This window comes from Pectobacterium sp. CFBP8739, assembly GCF_013449375.1.
Taxonomy (GTDB): domain Bacteria; phylum Pseudomonadota; class Gammaproteobacteria; order Enterobacterales; family Enterobacteriaceae; genus Pectobacterium.
The window spans coordinates 795301-817714 of sequence record NZ_JACDRR010000005.1; the positions used below are offsets into that span (position 1 = coordinate 795301).

19 protein-coding genes are annotated in these 22414 nt (G+C 53.6%); 11 read left to right on the forward strand and 8 right to left on the reverse strand.

From position 1 onward, the window contains the following. Nucleotides 1-713 precede the first annotated feature (713 nt). Genes bioD through bioB form a run of 4 tightly spaced genes read right to left on the reverse strand, consistent with a single transcriptional unit; the run spans nt 714 to nt 4363 of the window. Nucleotides 714-1394 (reverse strand): dethiobiotin synthase, encoded by a 681-nt coding sequence (gene bioD, locus H0247_RS04360; protein ID WP_180741399.1) that lies wholly within the window; start codon nt 1392-1394, stop codon nt 714-716. Continuing rightward, nucleotides 1387-2148 (reverse strand): malonyl-ACP O-methyltransferase BioC, encoded by a 762-nt coding sequence (gene bioC / locus H0247_RS04365; RefSeq protein WP_180741400.1) that lies wholly within the window; start codon nt 2146-2148, stop codon nt 1387-1389. The genes bioD and bioC overlap by 8 nt, the downstream gene beginning before the upstream one ends. Continuing rightward, the gene (gene bioF / locus H0247_RS04370; RefSeq protein WP_180741401.1) at nt 2129-3286 is read right to left on the reverse strand and encodes an 8-amino-7-oxononanoate synthase; all 1158 of its coding nucleotides are present in this window, start codon (nt 3284-3286) and stop codon (nt 2129-2131) included. Before bioF ends, bioC begins: the two co-directional genes overlap by 20 nt. A 39-nt stretch (nt 3287-3325) precedes the next feature. After that, on the reverse strand, nt 3326-4363 hold the full coding sequence (bioB, locus tag H0247_RS04375; RefSeq protein WP_180741402.1) for a biotin synthase BioB: 1038 nt from the start codon (nt 4361-4363) through the stop codon (nt 3326-3328). 95 nt (nt 4364-4458) lie between these two features. Between bioB and bioA the strand changes: the two genes are divergently transcribed. From bioA to H0247_RS04400, 5 genes are all read left to right on the forward strand, one after another. Next, nucleotides 4459-5763, forward strand: a complete 1305-nt coding sequence (bioA, locus tag H0247_RS04380; RefSeq protein ID WP_180741403.1) for an adenosylmethionine--8-amino-7-oxononanoate transaminase — start codon at nt 4459-4461, stop codon at nt 5761-5763. A gap of 203 nt (nt 5764-5966) precedes the next feature. Beyond that, entirely contained in the window at nt 5967-6374 is a 408-nt protein-coding gene (locus tag H0247_RS04385) for a CidA/LrgA family protein (RefSeq protein ID WP_014914903.1), read from the forward strand. Continuing rightward, nucleotides 6374-7069 (forward strand): CidB/LrgB family autolysis modulator, encoded by a 696-nt coding sequence (locus H0247_RS04390; protein ID WP_010280886.1) that lies wholly within the window; start codon nt 6374-6376, stop codon nt 7067-7069. Before H0247_RS04385 ends, H0247_RS04390 begins: the two co-directional genes overlap by 1 nt. A 172-nt stretch (nt 7070-7241) precedes the next feature. Next, nucleotides 7242-8132, forward strand: coding sequence for a cytidine deaminase (gene cdd, locus H0247_RS04395; RefSeq protein WP_180741404.1), 891 nt, complete (start codon nt 7242-7244; stop codon nt 8130-8132). Between the two features lie 206 nt (nt 8133-8338). Further along, on the forward strand, nt 8339-10036 hold the full coding sequence (locus tag H0247_RS04400; protein ID WP_180741405.1) for an NAD-dependent malic enzyme: 1698 nt from the start codon (nt 8339-8341) through the stop codon (nt 10034-10036). A 207-nt stretch (nt 10037-10243) separates the two neighbouring features. Here the strand turns inward: H0247_RS04400 and gsiD are convergent, their stop codons facing one another. From gsiD to H0247_RS04420, 4 genes are all read right to left on the reverse strand, one after another. After that, a complete protein-coding gene (gene gsiD / locus H0247_RS04405; protein ID WP_180741406.1) occupies nt 10244-11149 on the reverse strand; it encodes a glutathione ABC transporter permease GsiD in 906 nt (301 codons plus the stop codon). 9 nt (nt 11150-11158) lie between these two features. After that, nucleotides 11159-12079 (reverse strand): glutathione ABC transporter permease GsiC, encoded by a 921-nt coding sequence (gene gsiC / locus H0247_RS04410; RefSeq protein WP_180741407.1) that lies wholly within the window; start codon nt 12077-12079, stop codon nt 11159-11161. 109 nt (nt 12080-12188) lie between these two features. Then, entirely contained in the window at nt 12189-13733 is a 1545-nt protein-coding gene (gsiB, locus tag H0247_RS04415; RefSeq protein WP_180741408.1) for a glutathione ABC transporter substrate-binding protein GsiB, read from the reverse strand. Between the two features lie 25 nt (nt 13734-13758). Further along, nucleotides 13759-15660, reverse strand: coding sequence for a dipeptide ABC transporter ATP-binding protein (locus tag H0247_RS04420; RefSeq protein ID WP_180741409.1), 1902 nt, complete (start codon nt 15658-15660; stop codon nt 13759-13761). 490 nt (nt 15661-16150) lie between these two features. Between H0247_RS04420 and moeA the strand changes: the two genes are divergently transcribed. The 6 genes from moeA to mtfA all read left to right on the forward strand — a co-directional run bounded on the left by moeA (nt 16151) and on the right by mtfA (nt 22301). Further along, nucleotides 16151-17386 (forward strand): molybdopterin molybdotransferase MoeA, encoded by a 1236-nt coding sequence (gene moeA / locus H0247_RS04425; protein WP_180741410.1) that lies wholly within the window; start codon nt 16151-16153, stop codon nt 17384-17386. A 2-nt stretch (nt 17387-17388) separates the two neighbouring features. Continuing rightward, complete coding sequence (gene moeB, locus H0247_RS04430; protein ID WP_180741411.1) at nt 17389-18177, forward strand: molybdopterin-synthase adenylyltransferase MoeB; 789 nt, start codon at nt 17389-17391, stop codon at nt 18175-18177. A 70-nt stretch (nt 18178-18247) separates the two neighbouring features. After that, complete coding sequence (locus tag H0247_RS04435) at nt 18248-18847, forward strand: nitroreductase family protein (protein WP_180741412.1); 600 nt, start codon at nt 18248-18250, stop codon at nt 18845-18847. 353 nt (nt 18848-19200) lie between these two features. Further along, nucleotides 19201-20676, forward strand: coding sequence for a sensor domain-containing diguanylate cyclase (locus H0247_RS04445; protein ID WP_180741459.1), 1476 nt, complete (start codon nt 19201-19203; stop codon nt 20674-20676). 184 nt (nt 20677-20860) lie between these two features. Continuing rightward, nucleotides 20861-21247 carry a lysozyme inhibitor LprI family protein gene (locus tag H0247_RS04450; protein WP_180741413.1) on the forward strand — a complete coding sequence of 129 codons (387 nt, stop codon included), beginning with the start codon at nt 20861-20863 and terminating at the stop codon, nt 21245-21247. A 256-nt stretch (nt 21248-21503) separates the two neighbouring features. Next, the gene (mtfA, locus tag H0247_RS04455) at nt 21504-22301 is read left to right on the forward strand and encodes a DgsA anti-repressor MtfA (protein WP_180741414.1); all 798 of its coding nucleotides are present in this window, start codon (nt 21504-21506) and stop codon (nt 22299-22301) included. The last annotated feature ends 113 nt before the right edge of the window (nt 22302-22414 follow it).

Genomic DNA, 22414 nt, shown 5'->3' on the forward strand with positions numbered 1-22414 from the left:
GACGCATGCGACATACGAGCTTTATTTTGAATGCCAATTGCGAAATTCGCCACCGCAATGATACTGGATATAAAAACAGCATCAAGAGAATTATCGCTGGATTGGATGATTAATCAACAAATGAATTTGCTAGCACATCCATCTTCAATCTACCAGATAAAATCATCATGATTTATCCCCAGACTTGGTAAAAATGTAACATGAGGGACACGTGGTGACGTTAATTTATGCAACTACGCACCATTGCTGCTTAAGACGCTTGATTTTACTTAAGCATATGATAATAAATAGATTAGCAAAACCGTGGAGAATAGCGCCAACCTGGCGACAACCCGCGCCAGCTCTCGGTTAGGACGCGTTGTCTATCCATAATACACATAGTTATCCACAGAAATGGTGGATAACTCCCACAACCCCGCATCAGCACTGAGTTAGAGAAATACCCGCTTCATTCGTGATTCCCTCTGATATGGATTTTCTTCACACTCTTTCTGTGATTTATCGCATAAGTATTAGACGGAAAAAGACTAAAAACAGCAGAGAGCTAAATCGCAACAATTCAGGCATGGCGGGGAGTCAGGGGAAAACTCAAGAAGGTTTTATCTATTAATCGACATGAAAATGTAGGTTTTACACGCATGAAACAGATGCCGGTAAAAAAACAATAAAACCTACTGTGATGATTAAAGTCAGCTGAGGGTTAACAAAAGTGATTACTTCGTTAATAACCCAATATCAATGTACTGCCCCAGATCATGCCGCTGAAGATCCGATACATAAGGAATTTCGCCCAGCACCGGCGCGGGCAGGCGTTGTTGCAGCGTGTGCAGATACGGCTGGTGCCATTTTCCGGGCGGCGTGATGTCATTAGCAATCCAGCCGCCGAGTCGCAGGCCCGCGTGTTGAATGGCGTGAGCCGTTAACATCGCGTGGTTGATACAACCCAGCTTGATGCCGACCACCAAAATCACGGGAAGCTGTTCTTGAACCACCCAGTCGGCAAACGTATCCTGCGCCGACAGCGGCGTAAACCACCCGCCAGCGCCTTCGACCAGCAGCCAATCCGCCTGCGTTTCTAATGCCCGCAGCCCTGCGGATAGCGCCGAAAGAGAGATAGGCCGCTGCTCTACCGCGCTGATAATATGCGGTGACGTCGGCTCCATAAACGCCAGCGGGTTCACCGCCTGATAATTCAGTCGGACGCTGCTATTGGCCTGAAGCGCCAGCGCATCGCTGTTGCGAATGCCGTCGGCCGTCATTTCACAGCCGGACGCCACGGGTTTATAGCCTGCGGTGCGGTATCCAGCCTGATTCGCTGCCTGAAGTAGCGCCGTACTCGCGACCGTTTTCCCAACTTCGGTATCCGTGCCCGTCACAAACCAGCGCTCAATCACGATAAATCACTCCATAAACCAGTTGATAGCTAAGCGGGTAGCCGCCCTGTTCTTGCGGATAATGGGCAGACAATGCCGCCAGACGTGCCCGGCTCAATAGCCCCGGCGTACGCCCTTCGTGCAGCCAGGTCGCGCCAATCCCCTTCAGCGATTTCATCAACGTCAATACATCGGGAAAAAGGCAGACTTCACGTTCTTGTACTAAATGATGCCGATAAGGCTGACAGGCCGCATCGATAGCGGAGAGCGGCAGAAAGCGGTTCGTCCGCTGCGTGCCGTCCAGCCGCTGCCACGCCTGTGACAGTTCGCTTAAGGAGCCGTCCGCCAGCGTCGCAAACGCAATCACGCCCCCCGGTCGTGTAACCCGATACAGCTCGGCCAGCGCTCGTGGTAACGAGTCACACCACTGCACAGCCAGATTGCTATAGCTGATATCCACACAGCCATCCGCCAACGGCAGATTTTCGATATCCCCTTCCTGATAGCAGTCTGCTGCGTCCAGTTCACGGGCATACGCCAGCATGTCTACCGACAAATCCAGCGCGGTCACATAGTGACCAGCCTGACGCCAGTGGCGGCTAAAATGGCCGGTTCCGCACCCCGCATCCAACACCTTTAGACCGCCGTGCGGCGGCATTAATGCCAGCAGACGTTCTCCGCTGGTACGTTGCAGCTCGGCAAAGCGATCGTAACACCCCGCCGCACGCCCAAACGCCTGCGCAATCGCCTGCTTGTTATAGTTTTCTGTCAGCATGGTGCAATACCGTAAGCAAGCGACTGATATCTTCCGGCTGATGTTCCGCCGTTAGCGTAATCCGCAGACGCGCGCTGCCGACAGGCACTGTCGGCGGACGCATCGCACTGACCCACACGCCCTGTTCACGCAGATGACTCATCAGGGCCATTGCCCGCGCGTTCTCACCGACAATCAGCGGCTGAATCGCACTCTGTGAATCCATCAGTTGATAGGTGGAGTTGGAAAAACCTGCACGGAACTGCTCAACATTGCGCCGCAGTGCATCACGCCGCGCATCGCCCTGACGAACACAGTTGAGCGCCGCGCTCAGCGCACAGGCCTGCGCTGCGGGCATCGAGGTGCTGTAAATCAAATGACGGGCAAATTGCAGGAAGTATTCGGCCAGCGGTTCAGCGCACAGCACCGCCGCGCCGCTCACGCCAAACGCTTTGCCGAACGTGACAATCAGCAGCTCAGGTTGAACGCCTTGCTGCCAACAGCTCCCGCGTCCTTCATCGCCCAGCACGCCAATCCCGTGTGCATCATCCACCATCAGCCAGGCATCGTGCGCCCGACACTGGGCCTGTAGCGCCGACAGCGGCGCGGTATCGCCATCCATACTGAAAACGCCTTCGGTCACCACCAGCGTCTGGCCGTCGGCAGGCTTTTCCAGCAGCGCCTGCAGATTATCGGCCTGATTATGTTTAAAGCGCCGTAGGGTCGCCGGTGACTGTGCCGCCGCTTCCAGCAGCGACGCATGGCTGAGTTTATCGGCCAAAATACGGTCTTCCGCCTGTGCCAGCGCGGCTACCACGGCCTGATTTGCGGCATAGCCGGAAATAAACAGCAGCGCACGCGGATAGCCCAGCCAGTCGGCAAGCTGATTTTCCAGCGAGGCATGGGCATCGGTATACCCCGTCACATGTCCGGAACCGCCGCTGCCAATCCCGTATTGTTCAGCGCCCAACTGCCAGGCACGCACAATTTCCGGGTGGTGGCTCAGCCCCAGATAGTCGTTGCTGGAAAAATTCAGATAACAGCGATCGCCCTGCATCAGCCAGCGCCCGCTGCCGCCTTGATTAGCCAGCCTCACACGGTAAGCATCATCACGCTGGCGTTGCGCCAGCGCGCCTTTAATACGTTGCTGCCAGCTCATAATGCAACACGCCTTACCTGACGGCGCGCTCGCAAGGCGTTATACCGCAGCATTATAAAACTGCTCGCTATCGGCATTAATCAGCTGTTCTGCTAACCGCTGTTGCTGTTGGTTATCCCCGTATTCGGTCGCCGTCTGCTGCGGGTTCAGACCTAATTTGAGGAACAGCGCCAAATCCTTGTCTTCTTTCGGGTTGGGTGTCGTCAGCAGTTTGCAGCCATAGAAAATAGAGTTCGCACCGGCCATAAAACACATCGCCTGCGTTTGTTCACTCATCTGCTCGCGTCCGGCGGACAGACGCACATAGGAAGCAGGCATCATGATGCGCGCCACGGCAATCGTGCGAATGAAATCAAACGGATCGACGTCCTCATTCTCCGCCAGCGGCGTTCCTTTCACCTTAACCAGCATGTTGATCGGCACGCTTTCCGGCGGCGTCGGCAAGTTAGCCAGTTGCACCAACAGCCCGGCGCGATCGCGCACGGTTTCGCCCAGCCCAACGATGCCGCCGGAACAGACTTTAATGCCAGCCCCGCGCACTTTATCCAACGTATCCAGACGTTCCTGATAGGTACGGGTGGTGATGATACTGCCGTAAAACTCCGGCGAGGTGTCGAGGTTATGGTTATAGAAATCCAGTCCGGCAGAAGCCAGACGCTCGGCCTGATCGTTATGCAGCGTTCCCAGTGTCATGCAGGTTTCCATCCCCATCGCTTTAACGCCTTTTACCATCTGTTCCAGATACGGCATATCGCGCTCGTGTGGATTTTTCCACGCTGCACCCATACAAAAACGCGTCGATCCTGCCGCTTTTGCCTGACGGGCCGACTCCAGCACCTGCTCAACCTGCATCAGGCGTTCGGTATCAATCCCGGTACGATAGCGGGAGCTCTGCGGGCAATACTTGCAGTCTTCAGGACAGGCACCGGTTTTTATCGATAGTAGCGTGCTTACCTGTACCTGACGGGGGTCAAAATGCTGGCGATGGACCTGCTGCGCTTCAAACATCAGTTCCAGAAAAGGTTTATTAAATAAGTCTTGCGCTTGCTCAAGCGTCCAGTAAATGCGGTCAGCCATCTCGGCATCTCCAAACTAAAAACGTTTCGCCAGTGTAAATTAACCCGATATACTGTCAACCAAATAGAATCCATTTTAGTTTACGAAAGATCATCATGAGCCCGGAAGACATCGCTTTTGACCAGCGCCACATTTGGCATCCCTATACCTCGATGACCGAGCCACTGCCCTGCTATCCAGTGGTCGCAGCCAGCGGTGTCGAACTTCATCTGGATGCCGGACGTCGCCTGATCGACGGCATGTCATCGTGGTGGGCGGCGATTCACGGTTACAACCATCCGACGATCAATCAGGCGGTGCAGACTCAGCTCAGCCAGATGTCGCACGTGATGTTCGGCGGTATCACCCATCCGGCAGCGGTAGCGCTGTGTCGTCAACTAGTAGACATCACGCCGGATGCGCTGGAATGCGTGTTTCTGGCGGATTCCGGCTCAGTGGCCGTCGAAGTGGCGATGAAAATGGCGCTGCAATATTGGCAGGCACGTGGTGAAACCCGTCAGCGCTTTCTCACCCTGCGTCATGGTTATCACGGCGACACCTTCGGTGCGATGTCCGTGTGCGATCCGCAAAATTCGATGCACAGTCTGTATCAGGGCTATCTGCCTACGCATCTGTTTGTCGATGCGCCGCCCTGCGATTCTCTCTACGAAGGCGTTTTTTCCGACGCGTGGCAGGAAGCCGACATCGCCCCGCTACAGACGATGCTGTCAGCGCACGCGCATGAGATCGCCGCCGTGATTCTGGAACCCATCGTGCAGGGCGCAGGCGGCATGCGCTTTTACCATCCGACCTACCTGCGTCGGGTACGGGAGCTGTGCGACCAATGTGGGATCTTGCTGATTGCCGATGAGATCGCGACCGGATTTGGCCGCACCGGCAAACTGTTTGCCTGCGAACACGCGGGAATTTCACCCGACATTATGTGTCTGGGAAAAGCGCTTACCGGCGGCTACATGACGCTCTCAGCCACGCTGACCACCCGGACGATAGCGGAAACCATCAGCAACGGCGAAGCAGGCTGCTTTATGCACGGCCCCACATTTATGGGTAATCCACTCGCGTGCGCGGCGGCCAACGCCAGCCTGTCGCTGCTGGCGGAAAACCGCTGGCAGCAGCAGGTACAGCAGATTGAGCGGCAGTTGCGAGACGCGCTACAACCCTGCGCGGATTCTCCGCTGGTAGCAGACGTCCGCGTATTGGGTGCAATCGGTGTGGTGGAAACAAAGCGCCCGGTTAATATGGCGCGACTACAGCGTTTCTTCGTCGAGCGCGGCGTCTGGATTCGACCGTTTGGTCGGCTCATTTATCTGATGCCGCCGTTTATCATTCAGCCTGATGAACTGCGTAAACTGACCGACGCCGTCTGTGCCGCTATCCGTGATGAACGGCTATTTGATTAACGACTATTTGGATCAATGAAGTATTTGGATCAATAAAGCATTTGGCTCAATAAAGGCTTGGGTGCGACACGTTTGCTGTCGCCCTCATGCCATTCACCATATATCCCCTGCCATGCGTTGCCGCATAACGTTAACAATGTGCGCTGTAGCACGTAAATTCCATTAGCGTTATGATAATCCTCTCAGCTAATCAGGAATGTCCCATGCGTAATACGTTCATCGTGTGCTGGCAGTATTTACGCGCTTTCGCATTGATTTATCTCTGCCTGCTGGCAGGCAATGCGGTATCCGCGTTACTTCCGTTCACTATCCCCGGCAGTATCATCGGCATGCTGGTCTTGTTCATCCTTCTCGCCTCGCAAATTCTGCCCGCGCAGTGGGTAAAACCGGGTTGCCACCTGCTTATTCGTCACATGGCGCTGCTGTTCGTCCCAATCGGCGTCGGCGTGATGAATTATTACGATCTGGTCAGCCAACAGTTTGGCCCTATCGTCGTTTCCTGCCTGATCAGTACCTTTATTGTGATGTTGGTTGTGGGTTTCAGTACCCAGATAATGCAGCGTGAACGAGCCGTGGCTGGCGATCGCACGCCGCCGAAGGATAATGAATAATGTTTAGCTATTTGTGGTGGTCGCTGCCCCTCACTCTGATTGTCTTTTTCGCCGCGCGTAAACTGGCCGTGCTGACCCGGATTTCCCTGTTGAACCCGCTGCTGGTGTCGATGGCGATTATTATTCCGCTGCTGCTGGTATTGAAGATTCCCTACGAGCACTATTTTCAGGGCAGTAAAGTCCTTAACGATCTGCTTCAACCGGCGGTGGTCGCGCTGGCGTTCCCGCTTTATGAACAGCTGCACCAAATTCGCGCGCGCTGGAAGTCGATCATCAGCGTGTGCTTTATCGGTAGCCTGACTGCCATTATCTCCGGCACGCTGGTGGCGCTGTGGATGGGGGCATCGCCAGAAATCGCCGCCTCGGTGCTGCCTAAATCCGTCACCACGCCGATTGCGATGGCCGTCGCCAGCTCGATTGGTGGGATTCCGGCTATCAGCGCCGTCTGCGTGATTTTTGTCGGTATTCTCGGCGCAGTCTTAGGTCACAGTGTGTTCAACCGCATCGGTATTAAAACCAAAGCCGCGCGTGGGCTGTCGATGGGCACCGCCTCACACGCACTCGGTACGGCGCGCTGTGCAGAGGTTGACTATCAGGAAGGTGCATTCAGTTCGCTGGCACTGGTCATCTGCGGGATCATCACGTCGCTGATTGCGCCGCTCATCTTCCCTCTACTCTTGCACGTCGCTGGCTGAATCTAGCGGGGGACGGTGCGTGCCTCGCATCGCCCGCCATAAAATTGAGATACATCTCGCATTTAGCAGTTAATTTGCATTCCTTTCATTCAACAAAGAGATTTTGATCACAATTTATTGCTACTCTGCTACCTAACATGACGTCATTGACGGGTAAAGAGAGTAAGCCACTATGCATCCACGTTTTGAAAACGCCTTCCAGCAATTACCTGCCAGCCTGCAAGTCGCGATCCGCCCATTGCTCGATAAACCGGATTTCGCCGCCATGTTAACTGCGGACGAGGTGAATGCCGTTTGTGAAGCCAGCCAGTTAGACACCGATGCATTGGCCTTTGCGCTATTGCCACTGGCCGCCGCTTACGCACAGGCGCCTATCTCGAATTTTCAGGTTGGCGCAATTGCGCAAGGGCTTAGCGGCAATGTCTACTTTGGTGCCAACATGGAGTTCAGTGCCGTTCAGCTTCAACAAACAATACATGCCGAACAGAGCGCGGTCAGCCATGCCTGGCTGCGTAATGAGCGCGGGTTGCAGGCCGTCACCGTGAACTACACGCCATGCGGCCACTGCCGCCAGTTTATGAACGAATTACGCAATGCGGCATCGCTGCGTATTCAACTACCGGGTCGCCAGCCTGCCGTACTCAGCCACTATCTGCCGGATGCCTTCGGCCCCGTCGATCTGCAGATTGATACCTTACTGATGGATGACGTCAACTACGGTGCCACTTTGCAGAATGTGAATGCACTTGTCCGCCAAGCGTTGGATGCCGCCAACCGTAGCCATGCTCCCTATAGCAAAGCCATTAGCGGCATCGCGTTGGAAACGTCAAGTGGTAATACCTATACCGGGCGCTACGCAGAAAATGCAGCATTCAACCCTAGTCTGCCGCCTTTGCAAGCCGCATTAAATCTGATGAACCTTGCCGGTGAAGATCTGTGCACGGTGAAACATGCCGTTGTCGTTGAACGTCGCAATGCGATTGTCAGCCACTGGGCAATTTCGCAAATTATGCTGGCAGAGTTGGGCTGCACCGACGTTGAACACCACTTTATTGAGGAATAACGGCGGAGAGATGTGCAGGATTTCAGCAAAGAGAAGTGTGAAAAACGCGAGGTGAATCGATAAAGCCTGCATTTCGACTAAGATGCAAGCCATCTGTAACTATTTTAATTAACAATTTCTGTACATATTCTCTGGGTAATTTAAGATCCGCAACAGTTTTTATCGACAACACCTGAGTTTTTTCTGTTATCCGAGAGTAAAAAGTCATGGAATTAGAATACGAAAGCAAACGTCCTCTCCATATTCCCTACGCTGGCCCAATCTTGCTTGAATTTCCCCTGCTGAATAAAGGCAGCGCGTTTACCGAAGAAGAACGCGCTAACTTTAACCTGCATGGTCTGCTGCCTGAAGCCGTCGAAACTATCGAAGAACAGGCAGAACGCGCCTGGCGTCAGTATCAGGAATTCAAACACGATATTGAAAAACACGTTTACCTGCGCAACATTCAGGATACCAACGAAACCCTGTTCTACCGCCTGTTGGACGGTCACCTCAGTGAGATGATGCCTATCATCTACACTCCGACCGTTGGCGAAGCCTGTGAGCACTTCTCCGATATCTATCGTCGCGCCCGTGGCCTGTTTATCTCCTACCCTAACCGCGCACATATCGATGATATGCTGCAAAACGCCACCAAGCAGAACGTGAAAGTCATCGTTGTGACCGACGGTGAGCGTATTCTGGGTCTGGGCGATCAGGGCATCGGCGGCATGGGGATACCAATCGGTAAGCTGTCGCTGTACACCGCGTGTGGCGGTATCAGCCCAGCCTACACCCTGCCCGTTGTTCTGGATGTCGGCACCAACAACCCGCAGCGTCTGAACGATCCGCTGTACATGGGCTGGCGCCATCCGCGTATCACGGATGACGAATACTATGAATTTGTTGACGAATTCATTCAGGCTGTAAAACGCCGCTGGCCGAACGTGCTGTTGCAGTTTGAAGACTTCGCACAGAAGAATGCAACGCCGCTGCTGAACCGCTATCGTGATGAGATCTGTAGCTTTAACGATGACATTCAGGGGACCGCAGCGGTTGCGCTGGGCAGCCTGATTGCCGCCAGCCGTGCGGCAGGTACGCAGTTACGCGATCAGACCGTGGCCTTCCTGGGTGCCGGTTCTGCAGGCTGTGGTATCGCTGAACAAATCATCGCACAGATGAAATCTGAAGGGCTGAGCGATGACGAAGCGCGCGCACGCGTCTTCATGGTTGACCGCTTTGGTCTGCTGACAGACAAACTGCCGAACCTGCTCGATTTCCAGAGCAAACTGGTGCAGAAAAGCGAGCTGCTGACGAACTGGGATTGCAACAGCGATGCCATTTCTCTGCTGGAAGTGGTACGTAACGCCAAACCAACCATCCTGATCGGTGTATCTGGGCAGCCGGGTCTATTCACGGAAGAAATCATCCGTGAAATGCACAAACACTGTGCGCGTCCTATCGTGATGCCGCTGTCTAACCCGACATCTCGCGTGGAAGCCCGTCCGGAAGATATCATTCGTTGGACGGAAGGTGCTGCGCTGGTTGCGACCGGTAGTCCGTTCTCCCCGGTGAGCTATCAGGATAAGGTCTTCCCTATCGCGCAGTGCAACAACTCCTACATTTTCCCAGGTATCGGGTTAGGGGTACTGGCGTCGGGTGCCAAGCGTATCACTGACGGTATGTTGATGGCCGCCAGCCGCGCGCTGGCTGACTGCTCTCCGCTGGCGAATAACGGCGAAGGCGCTCTGCTGCCGGATCTGGCCGATATCCAGCAGGTGTCCAAGCGTATTGCACTGGAAGTCGGTAAAGCCGCACAGTTGCAGGGTGCCGCCGTCGTGACCTCGTCGGATGCGCTGCAAAAGGCGATTGAGCACAACTTCTGGCAACCGCAGTACCGCAGCTATAAACGCACCTCGTTCTAATGGTGTGTGGCGGCAAAGGCCGCCAAGCGGCAGTAACGGATAGATCGTAAAGACGCTACGAGTACGTCCATTGTAAGCTCGGATTGCGCCATCCTTGGCGCAAACGCTTTACTCTTCTATTCCGTTACTCCCGTTTTCGTTCGGTAAATAGGTTTATCAGTGGTCTGAGCGCGGCACTTGCCGCGCTTTTTTATCACTGCTTTTTATTCAGCTTTTCAATTTCGGGTCGAGTGCATCGCGCAGGCCGTCGCCCAATAAATTAAACGCCAGTACCGTCAGAAAGATTGCCAAACTTGGGAATATCGCGACGTGCGGGGCAATTACCATATCTGAGCGCGCTTCGTTCAGCATCGCTCCCCACTCCGGCATCGGCGGCTGTGCGCCCAGCCCTAGAAATGACAGGCTGGCTGCCGTAATGATCGACATCCCTATGCGCATCGAGAAAAACACCACGATAGAAGACACCGAGCCGGGCAGAATATGCCGAAAGAGGATCGTCCGGTCGCTGGCGCCAATACTGCGGGCCGATTCGATGTAGGTCAGCTGTTTCAGCACCAGCGTATTACCCCGTACCAGACGGGCGAACGCCGGAATGCTAAAAATCGCGACGGCGACAATCACATTCGCCATCCCACTGCCCATAATCGCCACAACGGCAATCGCCAGCAGAATACCGGGAAAGGCAAACAACACATCGCATAGGCGCATAATGATCCTGTCCGCCCACCCTTCGTAGTAACCCGCCACCAGACCGAGTGTCGTGCCGATAATCATCCCAACTAACACCGAAAGCATGCCCGCCGCCAGCGAGATACGTGTCCCCATCAGGATCCGACTGAAAATATCACGACCTAATGAATCCACCCCCAGCCAGTGTGCCGCCGACGGGCCTTCATTCAGGCGCTCATAATCGAAATAATTCTCGGCATCATAGGGCATCAGGTGTGGTGCCAGAAACGCGACTACAATCAGCAGTAGCACAAACACGCCTGCGGTGACCGCGACATGTTGCCGAAGAAAGCGCCGCCAGAATTCACGCCACGGCGTACGAACCGATTTATCCCTGATGACAGGGAGCGTCGCCAGCATAGCGTTACGTCGCCAGTGTCTCATTCCCTTTCCTTATTTATAACGAATGGCGGGATTAATCGCGGCATACAGCATATCCACCAGCAGATTAATCAGAATGAATTCCAGTGAAAACAGCAACACCTCAGCCTGAATCACCGGATAGTCGCGCATCTCCACCGCATCCACCAGCAGCCGTCCTAGCCCCGGCCAGTTGAAGACCTTCTCCACGACGATTGAACCGCCGAGCAAGAAACCAAATTGCAGCCCCATCATCGTCACCACCGGAATCAGCGCATTGCGCAGCCCGTGCTTCACTACCACCAGCGATTCGCGCACGCCCTTTGCCCGCGCCGTACGCATATAATCTTCTTGCAAGACATCAACAAACGATGCACGGGTAAAACGCGCCATCACCGCCGCGACCGCCGCACCCAGCGTCAGTGAGGGCAAAATGTAGTGCAACCAGGTGTCCGCCCCCACCGTCGGCAGCCACCCCAGTTCGACAGAAAAAATCTGCATTAACAGCATACCGAGCGCAAACGCAGGGAAAGAGAGGCCGGATACCGCCAGCGTCATTCCGATCCTGTCCGGCCAGCCGTTGCGCCACACGGCCGATACGATGCCGATCGCCATGCCAAAAATCACCGCCCACACCATGCTGCACACCGTCAGCCAAAAGGTCGGCATAAAGCGCATGGCGATCTCTTCCGTGACCGGACGCTTCGACACCATCGACGTTCCCAAATCCCCTTGCAGGATACGGGTAAAGAAGTGCCAGAACTGATGCGGTAGCGATTTATCCAATCCCAGATCCTGCCGCACCATCTCGATGACGGCGGCATCCGCTTCCCGCCCGGCAGCTAAACGCGCGGGGTCGCCGGGTAACAGATGAACGAACAAGAACACCAGCACCATCACAATCAGGAGCGTGGGAATCAGTCCCAGTAGTCGTTTAATAAAATAATTCAGCATGAACGGTTTTCCACAGACATGCGTCAGACTCCCTATAAGGTGGACGTGTGTTGACCACTGCGGGCAGCCTTACGGCCGCCCGATTCCCTGGTCATCCTTTTGCGGTGAATTATTCCTTCAGATCGGCTTCTTCAAAACTGAACAGGGTATCCGGCATCACGTAAAACCCAGTCAGCTTTTTGCTGTTGGCCGAGACTAAACGCTCTGTCGCCAAGAAAATCCACGGCGCATCCGCCCAGATTTTGTCCTGTGCATCCTGATACAGTTTCTGTTTTTCCGTCCGAACCGTGGTTTTCAGCGCATTCGCCAGATCCGCATCGACTTGCGGATTACTGTAAAACGCCGTGTTGAACTGCGCGGGTGGCCAGGAAGCCGTTGCAAACAGCGGCGACAGCGCCCAGTCAGCTTCGCCCGTCGAAGCCGACCAGCCGGTGTAGAACAGGCGAACGCCCGTTTCTTTCACGCCCTTACCTTCCACTTCCGCCGCCCGCTGTCCGGCATCCATCGCAGTCACCTGCACTTTCACCCCGACCTGTGCCAGCTGTTGCTGCGTGAACTGCAAGACTTTCTGCGCCGTACTGTGGTTATGCGACGACCAGAGCGTCGTGGTGAAGCCGTCTGGGTAGCCCGCTTCTTTCAGCAGCTCGCGCGCTTTGGCCGGATCGTAAGGCCACGGATGATATTTTACTGAATAATCAATGCTGCTCGGCAGTGGCCCTTCGGCGGGCGTCGCATAGCCGGAGAACGCCACTTTAATCAGCGCCTCTTTGTTGATCGCGTAGTTCAACGCCTGCCGCACTTTCGGGTTATCAAACGGTTTCTGCGTCACGTTTATGCTGATGTAACGGTGCAGAATCGACGGCGATGCCACCAGCGTCAGCTTGTCATTTTTCTCCAGTACCTTGGCTTGCTCGAACGGTATTGGATAAGCAAACTGTGCTTCGCCGGTTTGCAGCAGTGCCGCACGCGTGTTGTTATCCACGACCGGACGCCAGGTAATGCTGTCCAGCTTCGGCAAACCCGCCTTCCAGTAGCCGCTGAATTTCTCGACTTTGACAAAATCGGTCTGATTCCAGGCCACAAAACGGTACGGGCCGGTGCCTACCGGATGGAAACCAATATCCTTGCCGTACAGCGTTAATGCTGCCGGCGAGATCATCACCGCCGCCGGATGCGCCAGATTGTTAACGAACGCCGAGAATGGCGTCTTCAATGTAATTTTTACCGTCAGGTCGTCAACCACGTCGGTTTTTTCGATCATCTTAAACAGGTTATATCGCTTCAAGCGGTTGTCTGGATTACTGGCGCGATCCAGATTCACTTTCACGGCGGCGGCGTTAAACGCCGATCCATCGTGAAATTTGACGCCTGGATGCAGCTTAATGGTATACGCCAGGCCATCCGGACTCACGTCATAGCTGTCCGCCAGCACATTCACCAGCTTCATGTCTTTATCAAAGCCAAACAACCCCTGATAGAAGGACTTCGCTACCGTCTGCGATAGCGAATCGTTGGCATCGTACGGATCCAGACTGGTAAACGTGGAACCCACGGCAATCACCGCATCTTTGGCTGCCCAGACGGGTGACGCAGCCATAGCAGCGGTTACCCCTGCGGCGACTAACCAGCCCCGTTTTATCGTCATTACGCCCATGCTACGTTCTCCTTGTGAATCCCTGTCAGTAAGCGCCGGCTATCGGATGGTGCGCAACAAAGTGTCGCTCACCCACCTGCACCAGAGGCGCCGTGATCGGCTCGTGGCCAAGCGCCCGAATCGGGCTGGGTATTTCATCAACCAGCAGCACCTGCTCACGCTGGCGGCATGAGGGATCGGCAATCGGAACCGCCGACATCAGCTTGCGGGTATAAGGATGGCGAGGCCGCTCGAATACGTCCTGCCGTGAGCCAATCTCGACAATCTGCCCCATGTACATCACCGCCACGCGATGGCTGATACGCTCGACCACCGCCATATCATGTGAAATAAATAAAAATGCGATGCCGAATTCACGTTGCAATTCCAACATCAGATTGATGATTTGTGCCTGAATCGACACATCCAGCGCGGATACCGCCTCATCCGCAATGACCACTTTCGGGTTCAGCGCCAGCGCTCTGGCAATGCAAATGCGCTGGCGCTGGCCGCCGGAAAATTCATGCGGATAGCGCCGGGCATGTTCCGGTTCTAACCCTACACGTGCCAACAGCCATTCCACACGCTTCTCCGCCTCCTGCCGATGGCAAATGTTGTGCACCAGCAGCGGTTCCATAATCGAAAAGCCAACCGTCAGACGTGGATCCAGTGACGCATAGGGATCCTGAAAAATCAGTTGAATATCACGCCGCAGGCGCTGTAATGCTGCCCCTTTCAACTGATGAATAGGCTGCCCATTAAAGATAATATCGCCCTTCTGGCTTTCAACCAGTTGGAGCAACGCGCGCCCAGTCGTGGATTTGCCGCATCCCGATTCACCAACCAGCGACAGCGTTTCGCCCGGCCAGAGATCGAAGCTGATGTTTTCCACCGCATGTACCTGTCGGGTTACGCGATTCAATAAACCGCTACGAATCGGAAAACGCGTCACCAGATGGCTAACCTGTAAGATCGGCTCCGCCTGCGCGGGAACGGTATCCTGCGGTACACTGTCCGCAATACGAACTGCGTTTTGATCCAGCAGCGGAAACTTCTTCGGGAACGGCTGACCGCGCATTGACCCTAGCGTAGGTACCGCTGCCAACAGCCCCTGCGTATACGGATGCTGTGGGGCAGTAAAGATTTGCCCAACGCTTCCCGCTTCAACGCTTTCTCCACGGTGCATCACCAAGACGCGTTCCGCCACTTCCGCCACCACGCCCATGTCATGGGTGATGAAAATCACGGCCATTTCCATTTCACGCTGTAGTACGCGGATCAATTGCAGAATTTGCGCCTGAATAGTGACATCCAGCGCGGTCGTCGGTTCATCGGCAATCAGCAGCGACGGTTTACAGGAGAGCGCCATTGCAATCATCACCCGCTGGCGCATGCCGCCGGACAACTGGTGCGGGTAGCGATCCAGCACGTTGCGTGCTTCCGGTATTCTAACCAGATCCAGCATGCGTAACGTTTCTGCACGCGCCGCGCGTCTGTCCATCCCCTGATGCAACCGAATCGACTCGGCTATTTGTTCGCCGACGGGGAAAACAGGATTCAGCGACGTCATCGGCTCTTGGAAAATCATCGCCAAATCTGCGCCACGCAATGTGCGCATCACACGCTGACGGGCTCCGCGGAGATCCAGCACTTGCCCATCGCGACGACGGAACAGCATATCCCCCTGATGAATCACGCCGCCCGCATGCTCAACCAACCGCATCAATGCCAGCGACGTCACGGATTTACCCGATCCAGACTCGCCGACAATGGCCAGTGTTTCGCCCCGATCGACAGAGAACGTCAAATTACGCACCGCATCTGTCCGCTGTTCTTGCTGCTCGAAGTACACACTCAGGTCGCGCACCTCAACCACACGCTTTTCAGGCAAAACCAGCCCCGGAATGGGGGAAGACAGCGAGGCATAATGATCCTGTGTGAGCGACATGAACGGCGAATCTCCATATAAATGCGGCTGGAATCAGCGCAACGCGATCAGGGACAAATTATCAGCGATTTTCGACTATATTTAGCGCAAGGTATGATGTAAAGCGGAAACTGAAATCAGTGCAGTGAAAAATTTCTTTTATAACATTAGGTTAATTGCAATAAAGACGCACTATCAGATGCAATATCTCATGCAAATTCCCCATTTTTGCCCGAAATGGTTCGAGTTGTGGGCAGAAGGCCTCTGTTTTTCACCATGGTCCTGCCGTTCCGTGCCTAACGAGGATTCATGCGCCAAAAGGCACATTCCTTGACCTGCATACATTCACCCCCGTTACGAACTCTGACATACTTAATAGTGGCATAGGAAACAGGTTTTCGCCCATGAACGACATCACGGCGAAATTTTTTTATTAATGAAACCAGACTCATTAATGAAACCGGCCTTATTGATAAAACAACGGTATTGATGAAAAAACGGTGGAGTAAAGATGGAAAGCGTTAACGCAGGTTTACTGACTCTTGAACACGCGCTGGAAAACATGTTTTCTCAGGTTACGTCCCTCACCGAGACAGAGCGCGTATCCCTGTTCGACGCCGCAGGACGGATTACCGCCCATGCTATCACCTCCCCGATTAACGTCCCACCCTTCGCCAATTCCGCAATGGATGGCTATGCCGTGCGCTGTGCGGATTTGGCCGTTGCCACGACGCTGCCGCTGGCCGGCAAAGCCTTTGCGGGTGCGCCCTTCACCGGCGACTGGCCTGCTAGAACCTGCATTCGCATTATGACCGGCGCGCCGATTCCCGCAGGCGCCGACGCCGTCATCATGCAGGAACAGGCTGACGTCAGCGAAGATGGCATCCGCTTTCCACATGAGGTAAAACCTGGCCAGAATATTCGTCTGGCGGGAGAAGACATTCAGGCGGGTGCCAGTGTGCTGCCTGCAGGCTGCAAACTGGGCATGGCGGAGCTGCCGCTGCTGGCTTCGCTGGGGATTACGCAGATTGACGTGGTACGCCGTCTGAAAGTCGCGGTGTTTTCTACCGGAGATGAACTGCAACCCGTTGGCAAGCCGCTGGCAGACGGCCAGATTTATGATACCAACCGTTTCGCCGTCCGTTTGATGCTGGAACAACTAGGCTGCGAGGTGCACGACCTCGGGATTATCCGCGACGATCCGGCAGCCCTGCGTGCCGCATTTCATGATGCTGATCGGCTTGCCGATCTGGTGATTAGCAGCGGCGGGGTTTCCGTTGGCGAAGCGGATTACACCAAACAAATGCTGGATGAGCTGGGCGATATCCATTTCTGGAAGCTGGCGATCAAGCCCGGTAAGCCCTTTGCCTTCGGTAAATTACAGCATGCTTGGTTCTGCGGCCTGCCGGGGAATCCGGTTTCTGCTGCGCTGACGTTCTATCAACTGGTTCAACCACTGCTGGCGCGCCTGTCTGGCTATACGCAATGGCACTTGCCACCACGGGTTCGAGTCAAAACCACCAGCGCACTGAAAAAGACACCAGGGCGCACCGATTTCCAGCGCGGTATTTTCAGCCGCAACGCGCAGGGCGAGCTGGAAGTCACAACCACTGGGCATCAGGGTTCGCACGTTTTCAGCTCGTTCAGCCTCGGTAACTGTTTCATCGTGCTTGAACAAGATCGTGGCCATGTCGCCGCAGGCGAATGGGTCGACATCGAGCCCTTCAACGCGCTGCTGGGACGCTGAGTATGTTGCCGGAACTGAGCGATGAAGAGATGCTGCGCTACAATCGACAGATTGTGCTGCGCGGCTTTGATTTTGACGGACAGGAAAAGCTCAAGGCGTCACGCCTGCTGATTGTCGGACTAGGGGGGTTAGGCTGTGCCGCCGCGCAGTATCTGGCCGCGGCGGGCATCGGCCATTTAACGCTGCTGGATTTTGATACCGTCTCTCTGTCTAACCTACAGCGTCAAGTGCTGCACCGTGATGATCGTATCGGTATGGCAAAGGTCGAATCCGCGCGTCTGACGCTATCCGATATGAACCCCCATCTTTCGCTCGATACCGTTGATGACGATCTTGATGACGAGACGTTGAGCGAACTGGTCAGCCAACACGACGCCGTGTTGGACTGCACCGACAATGTCGCCATTCGCAATCGTCTAAACCGCATTGGCTTTCAACTTAAGAAGCCACTGATCTCTGGGGCAGCGATTCGGATGGAAGGCCAACTCAGCGTCTTTACCTATCAGCCTGATGAACCTTGCTATCAGTGTCTCAGCCGTCTGTTCGGCGCCAATGCGCTAACCTGTGTCGAAGCGGGCGTGATGTCGCCGCTGGTGGGAACCATCGGCAGTTTGCAAGCGATGGAAGCCATTAAGCTGCTAACCGGTTACGGCAGGCTAGTGACAGGCCGACTACTGATGTTCGATGCGATGACGCTGCAATTTCGTGAAATCATGCTGCCGAAAAAACCGCACTGCGAGGTTTGCGGCGAGCGAGGCGCAGAAGGAAAAGAGACGACTCCGGCACGATAAGCCATTGAACACAGGAAAAATCGGTGACACAGTATTAAGGTTAGTCATCACGTAAACTGAGGAACACACCATGAGTAATGCTTTTTTGCAGTCAATCAAGGCCCGTCGTTCAATCTATGCCATCGGCAATAAATTACCGATATCAGAAGATCAGGTTACCGCCCTCATTACCGAAGCCGTTAATGAAAGCCCCTCCTCTTTTAATTCACAAAGCTCACGCATTGTGATTCTGTTCGGTGAGCAGCATCACAAACTGTGGGATATTGTTAAGCAGCAGTTGAAGAAAATTGTGCCTGCGGACGCCTTTGCTCCGACAGAAAATAAACTGGCCTCTTTCGCCGCTGGCGCGGGGACCGTCCTGTTCTTTGAAGACACCGCCGTGATTGAAGCGCTACAGGAAAAATTTGCGCTTTATGCCGATAACTTCCCAGTCTGGTCTGAACATTCAACCGGTATCGCCCAGTTTGCCGTGTGGTCTACGCTGGCGCAGGAAAAAATTGGCGCTTCGCTCCAGCACTACAATCCGCTGATTGACGATGATGTGAAAGCACAGTGGAATCTGCCAGCCAGTTGGAAACTGCGTGCTCAAATGCCATTTGGCTCAGTCGAGCAACCAGCCGGTGAGAAAACCTATATTTCCTTTGAAAAGCGTTTCCGCGTATTTAAATAATCCGCTAACGCATGCTTTATCAATCCATAAGGACACAATGCGGTGTCCTTATGGGGGTTAGATTCAGATGTTAATCGGTCACCGGCAGAGAAAAAACCTGAATAACCTTCTCTCTGACACCAAACACCGCCAGTGTTTTACCAATCAATTCACCATCCGCATTGATATCCACCATTCCTGTAACAGCGCCATCGAAGGACCGCTATACTGAATCCAATGCGTTAGTCGTTAGTGCTTTACTTGGTTGTGCTATAACGCGATTCCAGTAAAATGTCGCATCACTATTTTTATCCGAAAACAGAGACTTATTACTTATTCACCTATCTCATGAATGATTCTCTGGGGAAACTATGTTGCAGACCGGATTCATTAATAACTCACGTTGGTTAGACAAAACGCGCGCAATCGTAATACTTGGATCCATGCTGCTTGCTGCCTTTCTGGTTATCAGTTGGACCAGCTATGAAGTGGCGAAAGAATCACTGGAAGAAGAAATCGAAGAAAATACCCTGCCGCTCACCAGTGATAACGTCTATTCTGAAATCCAGCAAGATTTGTTAAAACCTATCTTTATTTCGTCGTTAATGGCGCACGATACCTTTTTGCGAGACTGGGTACTAAAAAGTGAAAGCGATCCACAGGCCCTATTCCGCTATCTGAAAGAGATCGATCGCCGCTTCAACACCGTATTTTCTTTTTTCATTTCTGATAAAACTGGGCTCTATTACGATCAGCAGCGCATCCTGAAAACCGTCTCGGAATCGTCCCCCGACGATCAATGGTATTTCCAGCACAAAGCGCTATCGGATGACACGCCTTATATTGTCGATCTCCGCGTTGATCCTGAAAACCGCACGCGTCTGGACATTTTCATCAACCACAAAGTGATGGATTATGAAGACAACTTTATTGGCATTACGGGCGTGGGTATACCCGTTGAACGTGTTAAACACCTGATTGAAAAATACGAACAACGCTATAACCGGACAATCTATTTCATTGATAAAGAAGGCAACATTACGCTACATGGAGAAAGTTACGCGCGCTCGCTAAAACTTCAAGAACAGGAGGGTCTGAACCGGCTCGCAACCACAATTCTAACTTCCCCCGGTGGCGCTTACGAATATCAGTCAAACGGAGAACATATTTTCCTCAACACTCGTTTACTCCCTGAATTCGGCTGGTACTTGATGGTTGAGCAAACCAGTCACCCCAGTGAAAAACGACTGTTCACCACATTGCTAAAAAATCTGGGCATCAGCACATTTGTCAGCATTATTTTTCTATTTCTGCTGTGGTTGACGATTGGCGGATATCAACGCCGTCTGGAACAGATGGCGACGACCGATAAATTAACGGGCCTCATGAACCGTCAGGCATTTGACTATTTATTCCGTCGTCTCGGGGCGAAAAATGCCTTACAGCATAAATCGCTCTCCATTATTTTGATTGATATTGACCACTTTAAAAAAATTAATGACAAGTACGGCCACAACGTCGGAGATATGGTTTTAAAAGAGGTTTCCGCCATCCTATCGGCCAATACCCGCTCCAGCGATCAATCCTGCCGTTGGGGAGGAGAAGAGTTCGTCATTTTGCTCGACAATTGCGATCTCAATGCCGCACAACAGCGCGCCGAGGCCCTTCGTCAGAGTATTGAGACCACGCATCTTCCCTACCGTGAAGGAAGAATTCAGGTGACATCCAGCTGCGGCGTTGCTGAATATCGGGCTGGCGAAACGCTAAACATGCTGATTAACCGCGCCGATATCGCGCTCTATCAGGCAAAGCAGCAAGGGCGTAATCAGGTGGTCGGTGCCGCGCAATAGCGTGTCATCAATAAAAAGGCAATGGGGAGCAGCATTATGCCTCCCCTGCTATTTCATCATCATCATCGTCGGTCAGACTATCCAGCCATTACAAAGTGCCCTCCTCACTCAGCTTATGTGTACCTGAACGCATGGCAGGAATAATAAATACTCATACCTAATGCCAACTTACAGAGGATCGATAATGAAAAAGCGCGCCATTGCTCTTTTTGCGCTACTGCCCATCACTCAAGCCGCCGCCACAGATTGTGGCAACGCCAACACGCAGTTGGAGATGAGCCAGTGTGCGGCTAATGAATATAAAAAAGTGGATGGCGAACTTAATCGACTCTATCAGGATGTCGTGAAACGCCTGGTGATTGAAGAACACAAGGCGTTGCTTAAATCAGCGCAGAGAAAATGGATCGCGTACCGCGACGCTGACTGTGGGTTTCAGACCTTCCCGACAAGCGGGGGATCGGTGCATGGCATGGTGTATTCCCAGTGCCTTACGCAGAAAACCGCCGAGCGCGTGGAAGAATTCAAAAGCATGCTACGTTGTGAAGAAGGGGATTTAAGCTGTCCGCTTTAAGCCACTACCAAGTGTGGAAAGCGTCACAGACTCAATGCGAGGTAAGTGTTTGAATAGCGGTGGAGAGGCGGGGGAATTGGAACCTTCGGTAGCATTGCCCTACTCCCGTATTCGGGACGGGTTCGGTCAGTCGCTCCAGCATCTCTCCGTTAGCAGTTGCCATGATGCCTACTTTTACGGCATGTTAACAACGAGTTAGTTTAACAACACACGCCCTCGCCTTTAAATTCAAGTGACGACTGAACGAGCAATAACGATGATTAAATGGCCATGGAAAAACACTCAACCTCAGGTGCAGACACTTGAACACTGGCAAGCTGCGGTCTCCATCCCACTTCTCGCCCCCTTAAGCGATGAAGAACTTCAGCAGTTGGTCGCGCTTGCCGATCAGTTTTTGAAGCAAAAACGCCTGATTCCGTTGCAGGAACTGATGTTAACGGAAATCATGCAGCAACGCATCGCCCTGCTGTTTTCCCTGCCGGTCTTGTCGCTGGGAATGGATGCGCTGGATGGCTTCCACGAAATTCTGGTTTATCCCGGCCCGTTTATTGTCGAAGAAGAGTGGCAGGACGACATCGGACTCGTACATACGGGGAAAATGGTACAGTCTGGGCAAAGCTGGGATCAGGGACCGATTGTCCTCAACTGGCAGGAAGTACAAGATTCTTTCGATCTCTCCGGTTTCAATCTCATCATTCATGAAGTCGCTCACAAGCTGGATATACGCAGCAGCGGCGAAGCAACGGGCGTTCCCCTAATTCCCCTGCGCGACATTGCCGTCTGGGAACAGCATCTGCACGGTGCAATGGATGCCTTACAGGAAGAGATCGATCTGGTCGGTGAAGACGCCACCAGTATGGATCCCTATGCCGCCCAAGATCCAGCAGAGTGCTTTGCGGTGCTGTCGGAATACTTCTTCAGCGCCCCCGAACTTCTCGACGAGCGTTTCCCCGATCTGTACCGCTGCTTCCAAAAGTTCTATCGACAGGATCCGCTCGCTCGCCTGAAAAACTGGCAAAGCAGCGTCAACTACCGTGCACCATCCATCTACTAGCTCATAAAAAAACAGCGAATTGTACATAGCCTAGGCAGTCAGACAATAAAGCTGATTTTGCCGTTGACAGTATCGCGGGTGGCGGATATCATGCGCCCCGTTCACACGATTCC

Excerpts from the sequence above, each read along its gene's own strand:
- H0247_RS04400 (WP_180741405.1), top strand. The coding sequence starts at position 8,339 with ATGGAATTAGAATACGAAAGCAAACGTCCTCTCCATATTCCCTACGCT.
- bioA (WP_180741403.1), top strand. The coding sequence starts at position 4,459 with ATGAGCCCGGAAGACATCGCTTTTGACCAGCGCCACATTTGGCATCCC.
- gsiD (WP_180741406.1), bottom strand. The coding sequence starts at position 11,149 with ATGAGACACTGGCGACGTAACGCTATGCTGGCGACGCTCCCTGTCATC.
- moeB (WP_180741411.1), top strand. The coding sequence starts at position 17,389 with ATGTTGCCGGAACTGAGCGATGAAGAGATGCTGCGCTACAATCGACAG.
- mtfA (WP_180741414.1), top strand. The coding sequence starts at position 21,504 with ATGATTAAATGGCCATGGAAAAACACTCAACCTCAGGTGCAGACACTT.
- gsiC (WP_180741407.1), bottom strand. The coding sequence starts at position 12,079 with ATGCTGAATTATTTTATTAAACGACTACTGGGACTGATTCCCACGCTC.
- bioB (WP_180741402.1), bottom strand. The coding sequence starts at position 4,363 with ATGGCTGACCGCATTTACTGGACGCTTGAGCAAGCGCAAGACTTATTT.
- cdd (WP_180741404.1), top strand. The coding sequence starts at position 7,242 with ATGCATCCACGTTTTGAAAACGCCTTCCAGCAATTACCTGCCAGCCTG.
- H0247_RS04450 (WP_180741413.1), top strand. The coding sequence starts at position 20,861 with ATGAAAAAGCGCGCCATTGCTCTTTTTGCGCTACTGCCCATCACTCAA.
- bioF (WP_180741401.1), bottom strand. The coding sequence starts at position 3,286 with ATGAGCTGGCAGCAACGTATTAAAGGCGCGCTGGCGCAACGCCAGCGT.
- H0247_RS04390 (WP_010280886.1), top strand. The coding sequence starts at position 6,374 with ATGTTTAGCTATTTGTGGTGGTCGCTGCCCCTCACTCTGATTGTCTTT.
- gsiB (WP_180741408.1), bottom strand. The coding sequence starts at position 13,733 with ATGGGCGTAATGACGATAAAACGGGGCTGGTTAGTCGCCGCAGGGGTA.
- moeA (WP_180741410.1), top strand. The coding sequence starts at position 16,151 with ATGGAAAGCGTTAACGCAGGTTTACTGACTCTTGAACACGCGCTGGAA.
- H0247_RS04385 (WP_014914903.1), top strand. The coding sequence starts at position 5,967 with ATGCGTAATACGTTCATCGTGTGCTGGCAGTATTTACGCGCTTTCGCA.
- H0247_RS04435 (WP_180741412.1), top strand. The coding sequence starts at position 18,248 with ATGAGTAATGCTTTTTTGCAGTCAATCAAGGCCCGTCGTTCAATCTAT.
- H0247_RS04420 (WP_180741409.1), bottom strand. The coding sequence starts at position 15,660 with ATGTCGCTCACACAGGATCATTATGCCTCGCTGTCTTCCCCCATTCCG.
- bioC (WP_180741400.1), bottom strand. The coding sequence starts at position 2,148 with ATGCTGACAGAAAACTATAACAAGCAGGCGATTGCGCAGGCGTTTGGG.